General features: G+C 54.8%; 10 protein-coding genes. 7 read left to right on the top strand and 3 right to left on the bottom strand.

Translation table 11 applies throughout. The features are described from left to right. Positions 1–40: 40 nt before the first annotated feature. Positions 41–457 (bottom strand): BrxA/BrxB family bacilliredoxin, encoded by a 417-nt coding sequence (locus tag IPJ96_03035; protein ID MBK7909323.1) that lies wholly within the window; start codon positions 455–457, stop codon positions 41–43. Between the two features lie 219 nt (positions 458–676). Here IPJ96_03035 and IPJ96_03040 point away from each other — a divergent pair, with 219 nt between their 5' ends. From IPJ96_03040 to IPJ96_03050, 3 genes are all read left to right on the top strand, one after another. Then, positions 677–1,111, top strand: coding sequence for a gliding motility-associated C-terminal domain-containing protein (locus IPJ96_03040; GenBank protein ID MBK7909324.1), 435 nt, complete (start codon positions 677–679; stop codon positions 1,109–1,111). Between the two features lie 134 nt (positions 1,112–1,245). Then, entirely contained in the window at positions 1,246–1,644 is a 399-nt protein-coding gene (locus IPJ96_03045) for a response regulator (protein MBK7909325.1), read from the top strand. A gap of 21 nt (positions 1,645–1,665) precedes the next feature. Continuing rightward, on the top strand, positions 1,666–2,073 hold the full coding sequence (locus tag IPJ96_03050; protein MBK7909326.1) for a response regulator: 408 nt from the start codon (positions 1,666–1,668) through the stop codon (positions 2,071–2,073). Here IPJ96_03050 and IPJ96_03055 read toward each other — a convergent pair. Then, positions 2,054–2,503, bottom strand: coding sequence for a nucleoside deaminase (locus tag IPJ96_03055; protein ID MBK7909327.1), 450 nt, complete (start codon positions 2,501–2,503; stop codon positions 2,054–2,056). The genes IPJ96_03050 and IPJ96_03055 overlap by 20 nt on opposite strands. Before the next feature lie 99 nt (positions 2,504–2,602). Between IPJ96_03055 and IPJ96_03060 the strand changes: the two genes are divergently transcribed. The 4 genes from IPJ96_03060 (at position 2,603) to pbpC (ending at position 12,993) form a co-directional block, all read left to right on the top strand. After that, complete coding sequence (locus IPJ96_03060) at positions 2,603–3,187, top strand: PorT family protein (protein ID MBK7909328.1); 585 nt, start codon at positions 2,603–2,605, stop codon at positions 3,185–3,187. Between the two features lie 103 nt (positions 3,188–3,290). Then, positions 3,291–5,036 (top strand): aspartate--tRNA ligase, encoded by a 1,746-nt coding sequence (gene aspS, locus IPJ96_03065; GenBank protein ID MBK7909329.1) that lies wholly within the window; start codon positions 3,291–3,293, stop codon positions 5,034–5,036. A 198-nt stretch (positions 5,037–5,234) separates the two neighbouring features. Further along, complete coding sequence (locus IPJ96_03070) at positions 5,235–10,661, top strand: alpha-2-macroglobulin family protein (protein MBK7909330.1); 5,427 nt, start codon at positions 5,235–5,237, stop codon at positions 10,659–10,661. A 7-nt stretch (positions 10,662–10,668) separates the two neighbouring features. Beyond that, a complete protein-coding gene (gene pbpC / locus IPJ96_03075) occupies positions 10,669–12,993 on the top strand; it encodes a penicillin-binding protein 1C (protein MBK7909331.1) in 2,325 nt (774 codons plus the stop codon). Here pbpC and IPJ96_03080 read toward each other — a convergent pair. Next, positions 12,974–13,975 carry a dipeptide epimerase gene (locus tag IPJ96_03080; GenBank protein ID MBK7909332.1) on the bottom strand — a complete coding sequence of 334 codons (1,002 nt, stop codon included), beginning with the start codon at positions 13,973–13,975 and terminating at the stop codon, positions 12,974–12,976. The two genes, pbpC and IPJ96_03080, sit on opposite strands and share 20 nt — an antisense overlap. Positions 13,976–14,551 lie beyond the last annotated feature (576 nt).

The following is a 14,551-nucleotide window of genomic DNA, read 5'->3' on the forward strand; positions in this document are numbered from 1 at the left end:
ACGCCCGGTACTGCCGGGCGTTTTTTTTACTCTATTTCTCTTAGCAGAATTCTTCGAAAGCCTGTTGCAGGTGCTCGGCGATCATTTCCGCGCTGCGGCCTTCGATGTGGTGGCGTTCGATGAAGTGTACCAATTTGCCATCCTTGAAAAGGGCGATGGAAGGAGAAGATGGTGGATAGGGAACCGTGTACTTACGAGCCTGAGCCGTGGCTTCCAGGTCCTGTCCGGCAAAAACCGTCAGCAGTTTGGACGGCTTTTTACCATGATTCAGTGCGAGTTTCACGCCCGGTCGGGCAGTACCGGCTGCACAACCACAGACCGAGTTGAGAACCAGTAGGGTAGTGCCCTGGCTATTCGGGATCGCCTGGTCAACCGCTTCCGGAGATTTCAACTCTTCGAAGCCTACTGCGGTGAGTTCCTGGCGCATTGGAGCGCAGATGTATTCTGGATAAGGCATTTTTTAGGGTTTATAGAGGAGATGCAAAGGTACGAACTCTGTTGTTGAAACATCTTTTTGTTCGATTTTCAACGTTTTTAGAGCTTTTTTTCTTTATTCACTAACCATTTAGGGCGGGAAAAGTTCAGGCTCTTACAGTTGTGAGATTCGGGCCGGCATTGGTCTGCGGAAGCCTCCGCGCGGGGATATTTTGCCATCAAGTAAAGCCCCCCTTTGGCCATGAACCGCTTAAAAACCTTCATTTTATCATTATTTCTTGGAATTTCCCTTCATTCCAGTGCACAACAGCTAAATGTGCTGGATAATAAGGTATACCGGGTGACCGCCTATAAACGGGGCGATACGGGAATCACCAGCCGCTCCAACTACGCGGAGGTCGTGCCCCCGCTGAGTATCTACATACCCAATGCCTTTACACCGAACGGTGACGGAATCAACGATGGATTTCAGGTAAAGGGCGAAGGAATCCGCGATTTCCATATCTATATCTATAACCGTTGGGGCGAAGTGATCTTCGAATCCACCAACCCGAAGCAGGCCTGGGACGGGACATTTCAAGGCCGACCGGTCGAAATGGAAACCTACGTGTATCAGGTATTCGCCGACGGACTGGGAAAGAAATCGCGAACAGGTTCTGTAACATTGATCCGCTGAACATCGTGACCACATCAACAATTCGAAAGCCATCCCCCGGGATGGCTTTCTTCATATTGGCCGTTTACCAAGCGAGCCCCGACGTTCGCCGCTTTTTGCTAATTTAGCGAACCCTAATTCCCTCTCTCCCGCCTATGAGCCAAAGCCGGTATCCAGTGGTCATGCTGGTTGACGATAATGAGATCGACAACTTCGTCAACAAGAAACTGATCGAGACCGAAAAGTTCGGCGACACCGTTTTGGTGCACACGTCGGCGGTCTCCGCACTTGACGATTTGAAAAAACGCGCAAGCGAACCGGGTCAGTTGCCCGACCTGATCTTTCTCGACATCATGATGCCGAATGTCGACGGTTTCGGTTTCCTCGAAGCCTTTGACGGCTTACCCGAGCCGGTGAAGACGCGTGCGAAAGTGGTGATGTTATCCACCTCCGAAAGTTTCAAGGACCTCAACCGCGCCAACCAGAACCGCTACGTTTATAAGTTCCTCAACAAGCCGCTGAACAAGGCGGTACTCGACGCGATCCGCATCTAATCGATTTTTCCCCTCTGCCGCATGAGTGATTTTTCCTTCGAACGGGTATTGTTGATCGACGACAGTGAGATCGATGTGCTGGTGAACCGCCGGCTCATCGAACTGACGCGTTTTGCCCGCCAGGTTGAAGTCGCGGTTTCAGGAGAAGACGCGCTGGAACTCCTGCGCAACGCATCGGAAATGCCCGATTGGATCTTTCTCGATATGCACCTTCCCGGCATGAACGGTCTGGAATTCCTGGAGGAGTTGTCCGTCACGGGCTACAACCATTCCCGCATCATCCTCCTCTCGGTAATGACCCGACCGGAGGATCTTCAAAAAGTTATGTCGTTTCCCGGTGTTGCGGGACAACTCGACAAACCGCTGACGCAGCAGGCGCTTCGTGATCTCGCCATGAACGGCCGCGTTTTCAATTCCGTTTCTTCCTGAAGAACGCCCGCATCAATTCGGCGCATTCATCTTCCAGCACTCCACCGGTGAGCACCGTTTTCGGGTGAATGAGTTCCTTTGAAAACCGTAGGAACCCACGCTTCTCGTCGCGCGTTCCGAAGACGATCCCGCCCAGTTGCGTCCAATAGCCTCCACCGGCACACATCGGGCAGGGTTCCACCGTCACGTACAACGTACATTGATCGAGGTACTTACCACCAAGGAAATTTGTGGCAGCGGTAAAGGCTTGCATCTCCGCGTGCGCCGTGGGATCGCCCAGACGCTCCGTCAGGTTGTGACCGCGCGCGATAACGCGACCCTGGCAGACGACCACCGCTCCAACCGGAACCTCATCCAGTTCGAAAGCACGCTGCGCTTCTTTCAGTGCTTCCCGCATGAACCGGGTGTGTTTTTCCGCTTTTTCGTTCATTTTCTGGTCCGGACATTGAAATTCCTGATAAATGTCGTTCTTTTGAAGGAAACCCCTCCGCTAAATTTGCGGTATAACTCCCATCCAAAAACCACTATCATGAAAAAGACTTTTGTGAAAGTACTCGTCCTCGTGCTCCTGGCCGTGGCGGGTGCGACCGTTGCCCAAGCGCAGATCAAATATGGTCCGATGCTGGGTGCCAATCTGGCGAATATCAAAGGGGACTTCGATGATGACAATGCCATGAAGTTCGGCATGCACATCGGCGGTGTTGTCGACATCGGTATCAGCGACAACTTCTCCATCATGCCCGGTGTGCTCTTCTCGATGAAGGGTACCCAGAGCGATGAGGATAGCAAATACAAGTTGAATGCTAATTACATCGAGGTTCCGGTACTTGCCAAATATCAATTGGAGAGCGGCCTCAACTTCGCTGCAGGTCCTTACCTCGGTTTGTTGATGTCGGCAAAGGCTACCGATGGCGACAACGATGTGGATGTTAAGGATTCCTTCTCCGGTACGGATATCGGTTTGAAATTCGGCATCGGCTACCAGTTGGAAAGCGGCCTCGGCTTCGGTGTCAATTACGGCATGAGTCTGACCACCATCGCCGACGACAGCGACATCGACTCCAAGAACAATGTGATCGGAATTTCGGTCATGTACATGCTTGGCGGTGACTGATCGTTGATCCCATGATATTATTAGAACGCCGTCCCGGAAGGGGCGGCGTTCCTGTTTTAGCCCTGCGCATTTTGTACCTTCGCATTCCTATCCATCGATTTCCATGTTACGTACCCACACCTGCGGAGAGCTCGACCTGAAAGCGGTCGGGAAGACCGTTACCCTGGCCGGATGGCTGCAACGATCCCGTGATCTGGGCGGGATGACGTTCATCGACCTGCGCGACCGTTATGGCATTACCCAATTGGTGTTCAACATGGAACAGGACGCAGCGCTCTGCGAGGCTGCCCGAAAGCTGGGTCGTGAATTCGTCTTGCAGGTGAGCGGGCAGGTTACCGAACGGGAGAACAAGAACCCGAAGATGGCAACCGGCGATGTTGAGATCATCGTGCGCGAATTCAAAGTCCTCAATAGCGCGATCACACCCCCGTTTACGATCGAAGACCATACCGACGGAGGCGACGACCTCCGGATGAAATACCGCTACCTCGACATCCGCCGTAACCCGGTGAAAGAGGCGCTGTTGCTGCGCGCCCGTGTAGCCGCCGAAACGCGAAACTACCTGAACCGGCAAGGGTTCGTCGAGGTGGAGACACCGGTGCTGATCAAGTCGACTCCCGAAGGCGCCCGCGACTTCGTGGTGCCCTCGCGCATGAATCAGGGCGAGTTCTACGCGCTTCCGCAATCACCGCAGACCTTCAAGCAACTGTTGATGGTGGCCGGCATGGACAAATATTATCAGATCGTAAAATGCTTTCGCGACGAGGATCTGCGCGCCGATCGTCAGCCGGAGTTCACGCAGATCGATTGCGAGATGAGTTTCATCGAGCGGGAGGATATCCTTTCAACTTTCGAAGGCATGGCGCGCTACCTGTTCCAGTCGGTGAAGGGTGTCGACATCGGCACCTTGCCAAGAATGACGTACGCCGAAGCGATGGAGCGTTATGGAAACGACAAGCCCGATACGCGCTTCGGGATGGAGTTGAAGGACCTCAACAAATTGGTGAAGGGAAAGAATTTCAAAGTGTTCGACGAGGCAGGGTTGGTTGTCGCGATCGCCGTTCCCGGTTGCGCCGAATACACCCGTAAACAACTCGACGAACTGACCGATTGGGTGAAGCGTCCGCAGATCGGCATGAGCGGACTTGTCTATGCGAAATATGCTACGGATGGCACCATTAAATCCTCGGTAGATAAGTTCTATTCCGCGGATGATCTGAAGCAATGGGCTGTTGCAACCGATGCTCAACCCGGTGACCTGATCCTGGTGTTGGCCGGCGCGGAACCGAAAACCCGGAAGGCCATGAGCGAGTTACGCCTGGAGATGGGCGAGCGCTTAGGCCTTTGCGACCGTAACACCTTCCGTTGCCTATGGGTGGTCGACTTTCCGCTGCTCGAATGGGGGGAAGAGAGCAACCGCTGGCACGCGATGCATCACCCCTTCACCGCGCCCATCCCGGAAGACATCGGGCTGCTGCAAATCGACCCTGGAAAGGTACGGGCGAATGCATACGATATGGTGATCAACGGTGTGGAGGTAGGCGGAGGTTCGATCCGCATCTTTGACAAACAATTGCAATCCCGCATGTTCGAAGTGCTCGGCTTTTCAAAAGACGAGGCACAGCACCAGTTCGGATTCCTGCTGAACGCGTTCGAATACGGCGCCCCTCCTCACGGAGGTATCGCATTCGGCTTCGACCGGCTTTGCTCCCTTTTTGGAGGAGCCGACAGCATCCGCGACTACATCGCGTTTCCGAAGAACAATGCCGGTCGCGACGTCATGATCGATTCCCCTTCGACCATCAGCGAGGAGCAGTTGAAGGAGCTTGGGATCGCCATTCGTGCTTGATCCCTGGCAGGGTGTAAAATTCAACGGCCGGTCCAATTTGTGACCGGCCGTTTCGTTTCCGGCTTATTATTCCCGGATATTTACGACCATCTTCGAGCCCTTCTGGAATTTTTCGATTAATAGCCTGCCCTGCTTTCCGCATTTCTCTCATAGTTCTACATTTAAGGACACTTCCCGCCAGCCTATCCACATCTTCCCATGAAACGCCTCTCGTTTTTCATCGCCGTATTGGCCGTAGTTTTCACTTCATGCCGTCGTAACCAGGTCAGCCTGGTGCAACACAACTTCGGCGAGGAAGTCGAACAGCAACAGAACCTGGTTTTCACCTTCGATAAGGACCTCGCTCCCGATTCTCTGCAAAATGTCTGGGACTCGACGGAGTATGTACGGTTTGAGCCGAAGGTGGACGGGAAGTTCCGCTGGAACAACGCACGCGAACTGGTCTTCTCTCCTTCAACGGGCTTCGCGCCCAGTACCGATTACAAGGCTACGATTACAGACGCCGTTTTAAAGTTGAACGGTCAATATGGTTCGGTGGGTGAACCGAAGAGCATGGGATTTCATTCGCCTTACCTGAAGATGACCGGGGCTAACGGTTATTGGGTGGTATCCGATATGCAGCCTGGAAGAGCCGCGCTTTCGATCGCCCTGGATTTCAATTATCCGGTCGACCCGACGGCAGTATCTTCTTTACTCAAATTGAAATTGGGCGAGCGGGAGGTTTCGTACCAATTGCGCACACAGGCGCCTTCCGCCGGTTTGGAATTACTGGTCGATGGAATAGAACGTTCCTCCATGAGTGACCTCAGCTTGAGCCTGTTGTTACAGAAAGGGCTTCCGATTCATCAGGGCACTTTCAAAACAAAGGACGATCAGCAGCTCAGTATCGCGATCCCCAATCCGGATGAACTGGAGATCACCCAGGCGATTCCCGAGACGGAGGGTATGGAGTCGCGCATCAGGGTGTTTACTACCCAGGCCATTGACCCGGAATCGATCAGCCAAAGCGTGAGCGTAGAACCACAAGTTCCGTTCACTGCCTCGGCAACGCAGGGGGGCTTTCTGCTGAACGGGGAGTTTCAGTCGGGTACGGCCTACACGCTTACTGTATCCACGGAACTGCGCGGTATGCTGGGCGGAAGCTTGAAGGAGGAATACAAGTCAACTGTAACCATGGGTGAGATCGAACCGGCGATCGCGTTCATGAGCCAGAAGGGCGTTTATCTTTCTTCCGCCGGCAGCCGGAACATCGGTGTGCGCATTTCCTCGATTCCCAAAGTGCAGGTGACGGTCTGGAAGGTGTACGAGAACAACATCCTCCACTATCTCCGTTCAAGTCGTTACTCCGACTATTGGTATGACGAGAATGGCGAATACGCGAGCACGGGATCGTTCGTTTACAATACCTACGAGATCGGTTCCTATGCCGATAAGGTGTATGACCGACAGGTAGAGACGCGTGACCTGGCCAGGAAAGGCAGCCTCAACATGCTCAATTTATCCTTCGACGACCTCGGTGTTCACAAAGGCATTTACCTGGTAAGCATTGCTTCGACCGACGACCGCTGGATCAACGCGACCAAGCTGGTGGCTTTGTCGGATGTGGGCATGATCGTGAAGCACTCCGACAACGAGCTGGTCATATTCACGAATTCGATCCGTACAGCCGATCCGGTGCACGGTGCCCAGGTCACCCTGATGTCGTCGAACAACCAGGTGGTGGGTACGACCAGGACTGATCGCGACGGTATCGCGCGCTTTTCCAATCTGCGTAACCTCCTTGGCACTTTTGTCCCGGCCATGGTAACGGTTCGACACGACGGTGATTTCAATTACCTCTACTTCAACGATGCCCGAGTCAACACCGCCCGGTACGATGTGGGCGGCCGACGTTCCAATTCCACCGGACAGTTCGCTTTCCTTTACGGCGATCGCGATCTATACCGTCCTGGCGAGACCGTACACCTGAACACCATCGTACGCGATGAGGCCTGGAAGCCGGTGGCGGATGTGCCGGTCAAGGTGCGGCTCGTACAACCGAATGGAAAGGAATTCCGCATGGTGCGTGGTCAGCTCAGCAAGCAGGGATCCTTTTCGACCGACATTCCTGTTCCGGAGGCGGCCATGACCGGGCGCTATCACGCGGAAATCTACACGGCGAACGATGTCCTCATCGCCGGATCCGACATTCAGATCGAGGAATTCATGCCCGACCGGATCGACGTGATGGTGCAACTGTCAAAACCCTCGATCCTTTCAAACGAAGGACTGGATGTCGGCATCTCAGCCGTGAATTTCTTCGGGCCGCCTGCGGCTAACCGCCGGTATGAAGTGGAGTTCAGCGTGGTCCGCAAGGTCTTTCGCCCGAAGGGATTCGACGGATATGATTTCACCGTCAAGACCGAGAACGGAGCTGCTCTCCTGAGTAACGATCTGCACGAAGGCACGACGGATGAGAACGGCAAGGCCACCGTGGCATTCCCGGCACATCCGGAATGGAAAGACGAAGGACTGCTCCAGGGTAACGCGTATGTAACCGTCACCGATGAGAACGGTCGCCCGGTGAACCGCACCGAAACGTTTCCGATCCATACGCAGGAGGTTTACTTCGGTGCAAAGTTGACCGAGTACTATGTCAACCGCGGCGAACGGTTCAGGATTCCGGTAGTGGCGGTGAATACCGAAGGTAAAGCGGTCGGAGCAAGCGCGAGGATCCAGGTGGTCCGTTTTGACTGGTACAGCGCGATTGAACGCGAAGAGTATGGCAGTCGTTATCGCTACATCTCGCACAAGAAGGAGCGTATGGTCTTCGATCAAACGGTCAATATTCCTGCAGCGGGTTTCGACTTCGTCTACACACCGGCGGAATCCGGCGAGTATGAGATCCGGGTCAGCGGTCCGGACGCTGAACATGGTTTCTCGAAGAACTTCTACGCGTTCGGATGGGGATACACCACCAACACGTCGTTCGAAGTAAATACCGAAGGACAAGTCGATATGCAAGCCGACAAGGATGAATACCAGGTCGGCGATAAGGCGAAGATCCTGTTCAAGACACCGTTTAACGGTAAGCTCCTCGTCACGATCGAAACGGATGGATTGCTGGAGCATCGGTATCTGACCACCGACAAAAAAGGCGCGGTGCTCGAGATCCCGATCAAACAGGACCTGTTGCCCAACTTCTATGTCAGCGCAACTTTGTTCCGTCCGCTGGACGATGGCACGATCCCGCTGACCGTTGCGCACGGGTACCTTCCGGTAAAGGTCAGCCAGGCATCGACGCGCCTGCCCGTCAGTATCGTCGCCGCTGCCACCTCACGAAGCAAGCTGAAACAAACCATTACCGTACGCAGCGCGCCGAAGCAGGATATCGAAGTCACCGTCGCCGTCGTGGATGAAGGCATTCTCTCCGTGAGCGGATACGAAACCCCCGATCCGCACGGGTTTTTCTATCAGAAGAAGGCCCTGGGCGTTAATGCGTATGATGTCTACCCGTTCCTGCTGCCGGACCTTGCCTTGCGCCGTTCCAGTGTCGGTGGTGATGCGGAATATTCGAAACGCATGGGCAAGCGGAACAACCCCCTGGCCAATAAGCGTGTGAAACTGGTAGCAGCCTGGAGCGGTATCCTGAAGACCGATGGTAGGGGCGAGGCCAAGTACACCCTGGACATCCCCCAGTTCTCCGGCGATTTGCGCGTCATGGCTTGCGCGTATAAGGATAACGCGTTTGGCAGCGCGGAGCATCATATGAAAATAGCCGATCCGGTTGTCATCAGCACCGGCTTGCCGCGTTTCCTCTCACCGCGTGATACCGTACAGATGCCGGTTACGCTGACCAACACCACCAAACAGGCGCAGCGTGTCACCGTGAATCTGAGTAAGAGCGGTCCGCTTGCGTTTGCCGGAAGCACATCGAAAGAAGTGAGCCTCCCGGCCAATGGGGAGGGTCGTATCCTGGTTCCGCTCTATGCCAGCGCTTCGGTGGGAGCGGGAAGTGTCACCGTTGCGGTCAGCATGCAGGGAGAAACCTTCACCGACGTAACGGATATCACGGTTCGTCCGCCGGCTACGTTCGAGCGACGAAGCGGTTCGGGCGAGGTGAAAACACGGGCGCAGTTTTCGCTGTCCAACGATTTCGTGCCGGGTTCTGCCGAGGCTACACTTTTGGTTAGCAGAAATCCGATGGTGCAGTTCACCAAACCGCTGAATTATCTTATCGGTTACCCGTACGGTTGCGTCGAACAAACCACTTCACAGGCTTTCCCGCAGATCTACTATGCGGACCTGGTCAAGAACATGAAGTTCAAAGGTGCCCGGGGTCAGAATCCTGCTTTCAACGTTCAGGAAGCCATCCGGAAATTGCAATCGATGCAGTTATACAATGGCGGACTGGCGTATTGGCCGGGAGGGGATAATGAAAGTTGGTGGGGTACGGTGTATGCCATGCACTTCTTGTGTGAGGCCCGAAAAGCGGGATACGATGTGAACGGCGAGGTGATCCGTAAAGGACTTGCCTATATCGCCATGAAGACCAAGTCGCATACGATCGAGAAGGACTATGCCTACGACAACGGCAGCGGGCAAACCCTTGTCCGGAATATTTATGCCAAGGAGAATTTCTACGGCCTCTTCGTGCTGGCGGCCTTCGGGAAAGCTGACCTGGCTTCGATGAACTACTTCAAGAGCAACATCAGCATGCTGGCGCTCGATTCCAGGTACCTGCTGGCTGCTTCTTATTTGGCAGTCGGCGACCGTACTAATTACCAGTCGTTACTTCCGACCGCCTTTGCTGGTGAAGCATCGAAGCGCGTACTCTCCGGCAGTTTCTATTCCTATCTGCGCGATCAGGCGCTTGCGGCCAGTGTCTTGCTGGATGTAGACCCGGATAATCCGCAAATCCCGATCATGCTGCGACATCTCAGTCAGCAGGTCAACAGCGAGCCATGGCTCAACACACAGGAAGCGGCCTTCGCTTTTATGGCGTTGGGCAAGTACATGCGTCGTTTGCCGGCGGTGTCTCCCACCGCCACCATCCGTGTGAACGGCAAAGAAGCCGGTAATTTCGCGGGTGATGACCTGAGCCTGTCGAAAGGACTTACAGGCGGCACCGTCGATATTGAAGTCAAGGGACAGAGCCCGGTCTTCTACTTCTGGCAGCTCGATGGTTTGCCGGCTTCCGCCCGGAATAAGGAATCCGACCAGTTCCTGCAGGTGCGTCGCCGCGTCCTCAATCGTGCCGGACAACCGGTCAACCTGAACGCGATTCGCCAGGGCGAACTGTTGGTCATCGACCTGAGCCTCACCTCCATCGAACGCAGCTCGGTGGAAAATGTGGTGGTAACCGATCTGCTGCCCGCCGGTTTCGAGATTGAGAATCCCCGCCTGACCGAAGCCCGCGAGATGCCCTGGATCAAGGATGCCTCCACGCCGGAGTACTTCGACGTACGGGATGACCGTATCCACTTCTTCACGACAGCCACCAACACGACGAAGCATTTCTATTACGTAGTGCGCGCCGTGTCGCCCGGAACCTATATACAAGGTTCGGTTGGAGCCGACGCGATGTACGACGGCAGTTATCACAGTTATTCCGGCAGCGGCTCGGTCCGTATCCTGGCGCCCTGATCCTTGAATGATTCCGCGGATTGGATCAATACCGCAACGGTGGAGGCGATGGCTAAAAGTCATCGCTTTTCCCGTTTTGGTACTGCTGATCTTCCTGCTGTTTGACCGGCTGTTTCCCTTACGCGTATCCGTTCCCTATTCACAAGTTATTACTTCATCCGACGGAAGCATCTTACAAGCCTTTCTTTCCCCGGACGACAAGTGGCGGCTCTATGTGGAACCGGACCGTATAACGCCGGAGCTTGAAACGGCGATCCTCTTCAAAGAAGATAAGTACTTTCACTGGCATCCCGGCGTGAATCCGGTGGCGGTGGTGCGCGCCGCGTGGAACAATCTGGTGACCGGACACCGCACATCCGGCGCGTCCACCATTACCATGCAGGTTGCCCGCTTGCTGGAACCGGCACCGCGTACGCTCGGAAGTAAGTTGCGTGAAACGTTTCGGGCTTTTCAGCTCGAATGGCATTTTTCGAAGGCGGAGATCTTCCGCCTTTATCTGAACCTCGTTCCTTATGGCGGAAATGTAGAGGGGATCGCATCGGCTTCTTATCGCTATTTCGGCCGGACGACCGATCAGTTATCGCTTGCGCAGATCGTGACACTCGCCATCGTTCCGAACCGGCCCGGCAGCTGGCGTCCCGGTGAAACGAACCAGCGGCTGCTCGCAGGACGGAACCGGTGGTTAGGGAAAATGCGAACGCAGGAATTGTTTTCGGAGGCGGTGATCCGCGATGCATTGGAAGAGCCGTTGACCATCGATCGTCCGGAGCCAGCCCGTTGGGCACCCCATCTCACCGCACGGATCCACCGTGCCATACCGGATCAGCCTGTCGTCAGGACCACGATCGCTTTGCGTCGACAGCAGCAGGTACAGACGATCGTTGCGAACTATCAGCGTAGTCTCCGACACTACGGCATCCACAACGCGGCGGTCCTGGTCGTCAATAACGCAACCCGGGCGGTGGAAGCGTATGTCGGCTCTCCCGACTTCGACGATAACGGACATGGCGGACAGGTTGACGGAGTACGTGCGGTACGCTCGCCGGGATCCACGCTCAAGCCGCTTGTGTACGGTATCGCCTTCGATCTCGGCTTATTGACACCCAAGCGGATCATCGATGATGTACCCGTCAACTTCGGTGGTTATGCTCCCGACAATTTCGACGAACACTTTAGCGGCCCTGTGACAATCGAAGACGCGCTCGCCCGTTCCCTGAACATTCCCGCGGTAAAAACGCTGCAGCAGATCGGATTGGCTACCATGATCGACCGGATGCGTACCGCGGGATTCGAACAAGCCCGGCACCAGGAAAAGAGTCTCGGGCTTTCTCTTGTTTTGGGCGGTTGCGGTGTTCGCCTGGAGGAACTGACCGCCTTGTTCGCCGCGCTGGCGGATTCGGGTTACTATGCGCCGCTGCGTTATTTAGCGGATGACAGTGTGCGCACCGGTGTTCCGGTGATCGGTGAAGGCGCGGCGGAGATGCTCCGCGACATCCTCGTACTCCCCAATCGCCCCGACCTGCCCGCCTCGGCCGGAGAACGTTCGCGCTCCGTGCGTATCGCCTGGAAGACCGGGACCAGTTATGGCCGCCGCGATGGCTGGAGTATCGGGTATAATCCGCGCTATACGATCGGTGTTTGGGTCGGGAATTTTTCCGGCGAAGGAGTACCCGAACTCACCGGAGCCGACCGTGCGACACCTTTGCTGTTCGAGTTGTTTCATGCGCTGGACTATAACAGTGCCGGCACCTGGTTCAAGCCCGGAAAGGGGACTGACTTCCGCTTGGTTTGTAAGGAAAGCGGCCAGGTGCCTTCCGAACATTGCGCGGAGACGGTCATTGATCAGTTTTTACCGGGCATTTCCTCTGTTGTGCGATGTGGGCATGAAGTGGAAATAGCCACCGACCCGCGCGGGAGCATTTCGTATTGTACCAGTTGTAAACCGGAGACCGGATATCGAATGCAGTGGTTTCCGAATCCGGCTGCGGACCTGGCCCGATTCTATGATTCCGAGCAGATCCCATACATAAAGATACCACCTCACAATCCGGCGTGTACACGCGTGCAACGGGAACAGGCTCCGGTGATCGTATCCCTGCAGGATGGAAAAGAATACTTGATTGAGCAGGATGGCGGCGAACAATTGCCGCTCAATGCCCAACCGGCGAACGATGTTCGCCAGCACTATTGGTACGTGAATGACCGGTTCGTCGGCGCGTGTGAACCCTCGGAAACAGTTTTCCTCAAACCGCTGGCGGGAACGAGTAAGATCTCCTGCAGCGACGACAAGGGCCGCAACCGGGATATCCGAATCAGTGTTCGGTTTTATTGAAGGCGATCATGCCGTCTTCTTCCCGTATCAGACCGTATGGTTCCTTTTTCAAGATCAGGAAGCTGTCAAGGTCCGCGTAGTCGGCCAGGCTGCAAAGGTTGAGTGCCGATCCGATGCCGAGACTGGTTTCGACCATACAACCGATCATAGTACGCAGGCCCAGGCGTTTCGCTTCCCGAAGAATCCGTAAGCCGTTGGAATAACCGCCCGCTTTCATCAGTTTCATGTTCACGCCATGGTACGCGGCACTGATGAATGCCATATCCGGTTCGTCGGTTACCGCTTCGTCGGCGAAATGCGGGAAGGGGCAGTACTTTTTCAGGTAAAGTGATTCTTCCCGTAGCCGGTCGGGCAGGGCTTGTTCCACGAATTCAATGGGCAGGCGACGGATCTTTTCCAGCAACCGGATGAATTCTTCCACATCGGTGAACGCCTCGTTCGCGTCGACCATGACCGGGGCTTTGGTGAACGTGCAGAGTTCGGCGATCGAATCATAGGCGGACTCCCGGTCGATCTTGAGTTTCAGGTACCGGAAGCGGCTCAGTTGCTCCCGATCGTAAAACGCTCGCAATTGTCCGGGGTCGATGATCGGAATGGTGTACGAGGTAGGAACACGTCCCGGTGCGTCGAGCGAGAGTGCGCGATACAGTTCTTCCCGACGGTTGCCGCTGGCGAAGTGCCAGGCAGCCGATTCGATGGCGAAGCGCAGGGCGTTGGAACAACCGGAGGCCCGAGCGATCCGGACGTATGCTTCCGGCGTACGCTGTTCCGGACCCGTCGCAGAAACAAATCGGAGGAACTCTTCCTGTAGTCGTTCCGGGGATTCACCGTAACGGACATTCGGCGCCGCTTCGCCCTGACCTTCCACGGAACCGTCGGCGAGGGTGACGATCAGGTTCGTCTTTTCGTCGGTGGCGTTTCGGGAGATCTTCCAGGTGTACCGGAGTTCGAGTCGAACCGGTTCGATGGACCACTGCAACATGCGGCTGGATGAGAATGACAAAGCAAATAAAACAAAAGTCCCTCGTTCGTGATGAGCGAGGGACTCTTGCAGACCGCTACTAGAGCGGGAAGCGTTACGCTTACTTCTTCTTCTTAGCTGCTTTCTTGGTAGCTTTCTTAGCTTTCTTAGCAGCTTTCTTTGCTTTTGCCATAGTTAGAAGTTTTTGATTGTTATGACTACTCAAACATAATTAATTAAAAAAGGTTACACTGTTTGTACCCAAAATTCTATCAACATGAAATTGTTGATTTCGTTGACGGTGTTTTCGTGCTTCAATCATGTGCATTCATGCGTGTCGCAACGAAGTTGATGATGCTTGCAAAGCCGCTACCACAGCGACTTTGCAATGCTTTGCAAAACATGTGGAAGGTGATGCATCGCGTGTGACGCGTGTTGTTGTCGTGATCGCGAAATGGAGTTATTCACAATGACCTCCTGCCGAAAAAAGTTGGCGAAGAGATCAAAGTTGCACGATCAGCGACCGGTGAACTACTCATTTCGACCCTTTCCATGTGCTCCGGTTGGCGATTCGTCGATCATCTGTCCATGATCGAA

The organism is Bacteroidota bacterium (genome assembly GCA_016713765.1).
Classification (GTDB): Bacteria; Bacteroidota; Bacteroidia; order AKYH767-A; family 2013-40CM-41-45; genus Pollutiaquabacter; species Pollutiaquabacter aromativorans.

Bases quoted from the DNA above. Each gene is read 5' to 3' on its own strand.
- aspS (MBK7909329.1), top strand. From the start codon at position 3,291: ATGTTACGTACCCACACCTGCGGAGAGCTCGACCTGAAAGCGGTCGGG.
- IPJ96_03040 (MBK7909324.1), top strand. From the start codon at position 677: ATGAACCGCTTAAAAACCTTCATTTTATCATTATTTCTTGGAATTTCC.
- IPJ96_03060 (MBK7909328.1), top strand. From the start codon at position 2,603: ATGAAAAAGACTTTTGTGAAAGTACTCGTCCTCGTGCTCCTGGCCGTG.
- IPJ96_03070 (MBK7909330.1), top strand. From the start codon at position 5,235: ATGAAACGCCTCTCGTTTTTCATCGCCGTATTGGCCGTAGTTTTCACT.
- pbpC (MBK7909331.1), top strand. From the start codon at position 10,669: ATGATTCCGCGGATTGGATCAATACCGCAACGGTGGAGGCGATGGCTA.
- IPJ96_03035 (MBK7909323.1), bottom strand. From the start codon at position 457: ATGCCTTATCCAGAATACATCTGCGCTCCAATGCGCCAGGAACTCACC.
- IPJ96_03045 (MBK7909325.1), top strand. From the start codon at position 1,246: ATGAGCCAAAGCCGGTATCCAGTGGTCATGCTGGTTGACGATAATGAG.
- IPJ96_03080 (MBK7909332.1), bottom strand. From the start codon at position 13,975: ATGTTGCAGTGGTCCATCGAACCGGTTCGACTCGAACTCCGGTACACC.
- IPJ96_03050 (MBK7909326.1), top strand. From the start codon at position 1,666: ATGAGTGATTTTTCCTTCGAACGGGTATTGTTGATCGACGACAGTGAG.
- IPJ96_03055 (MBK7909327.1), bottom strand. From the start codon at position 2,503: ATGAACGAAAAAGCGGAAAAACACACCCGGTTCATGCGGGAAGCACTG.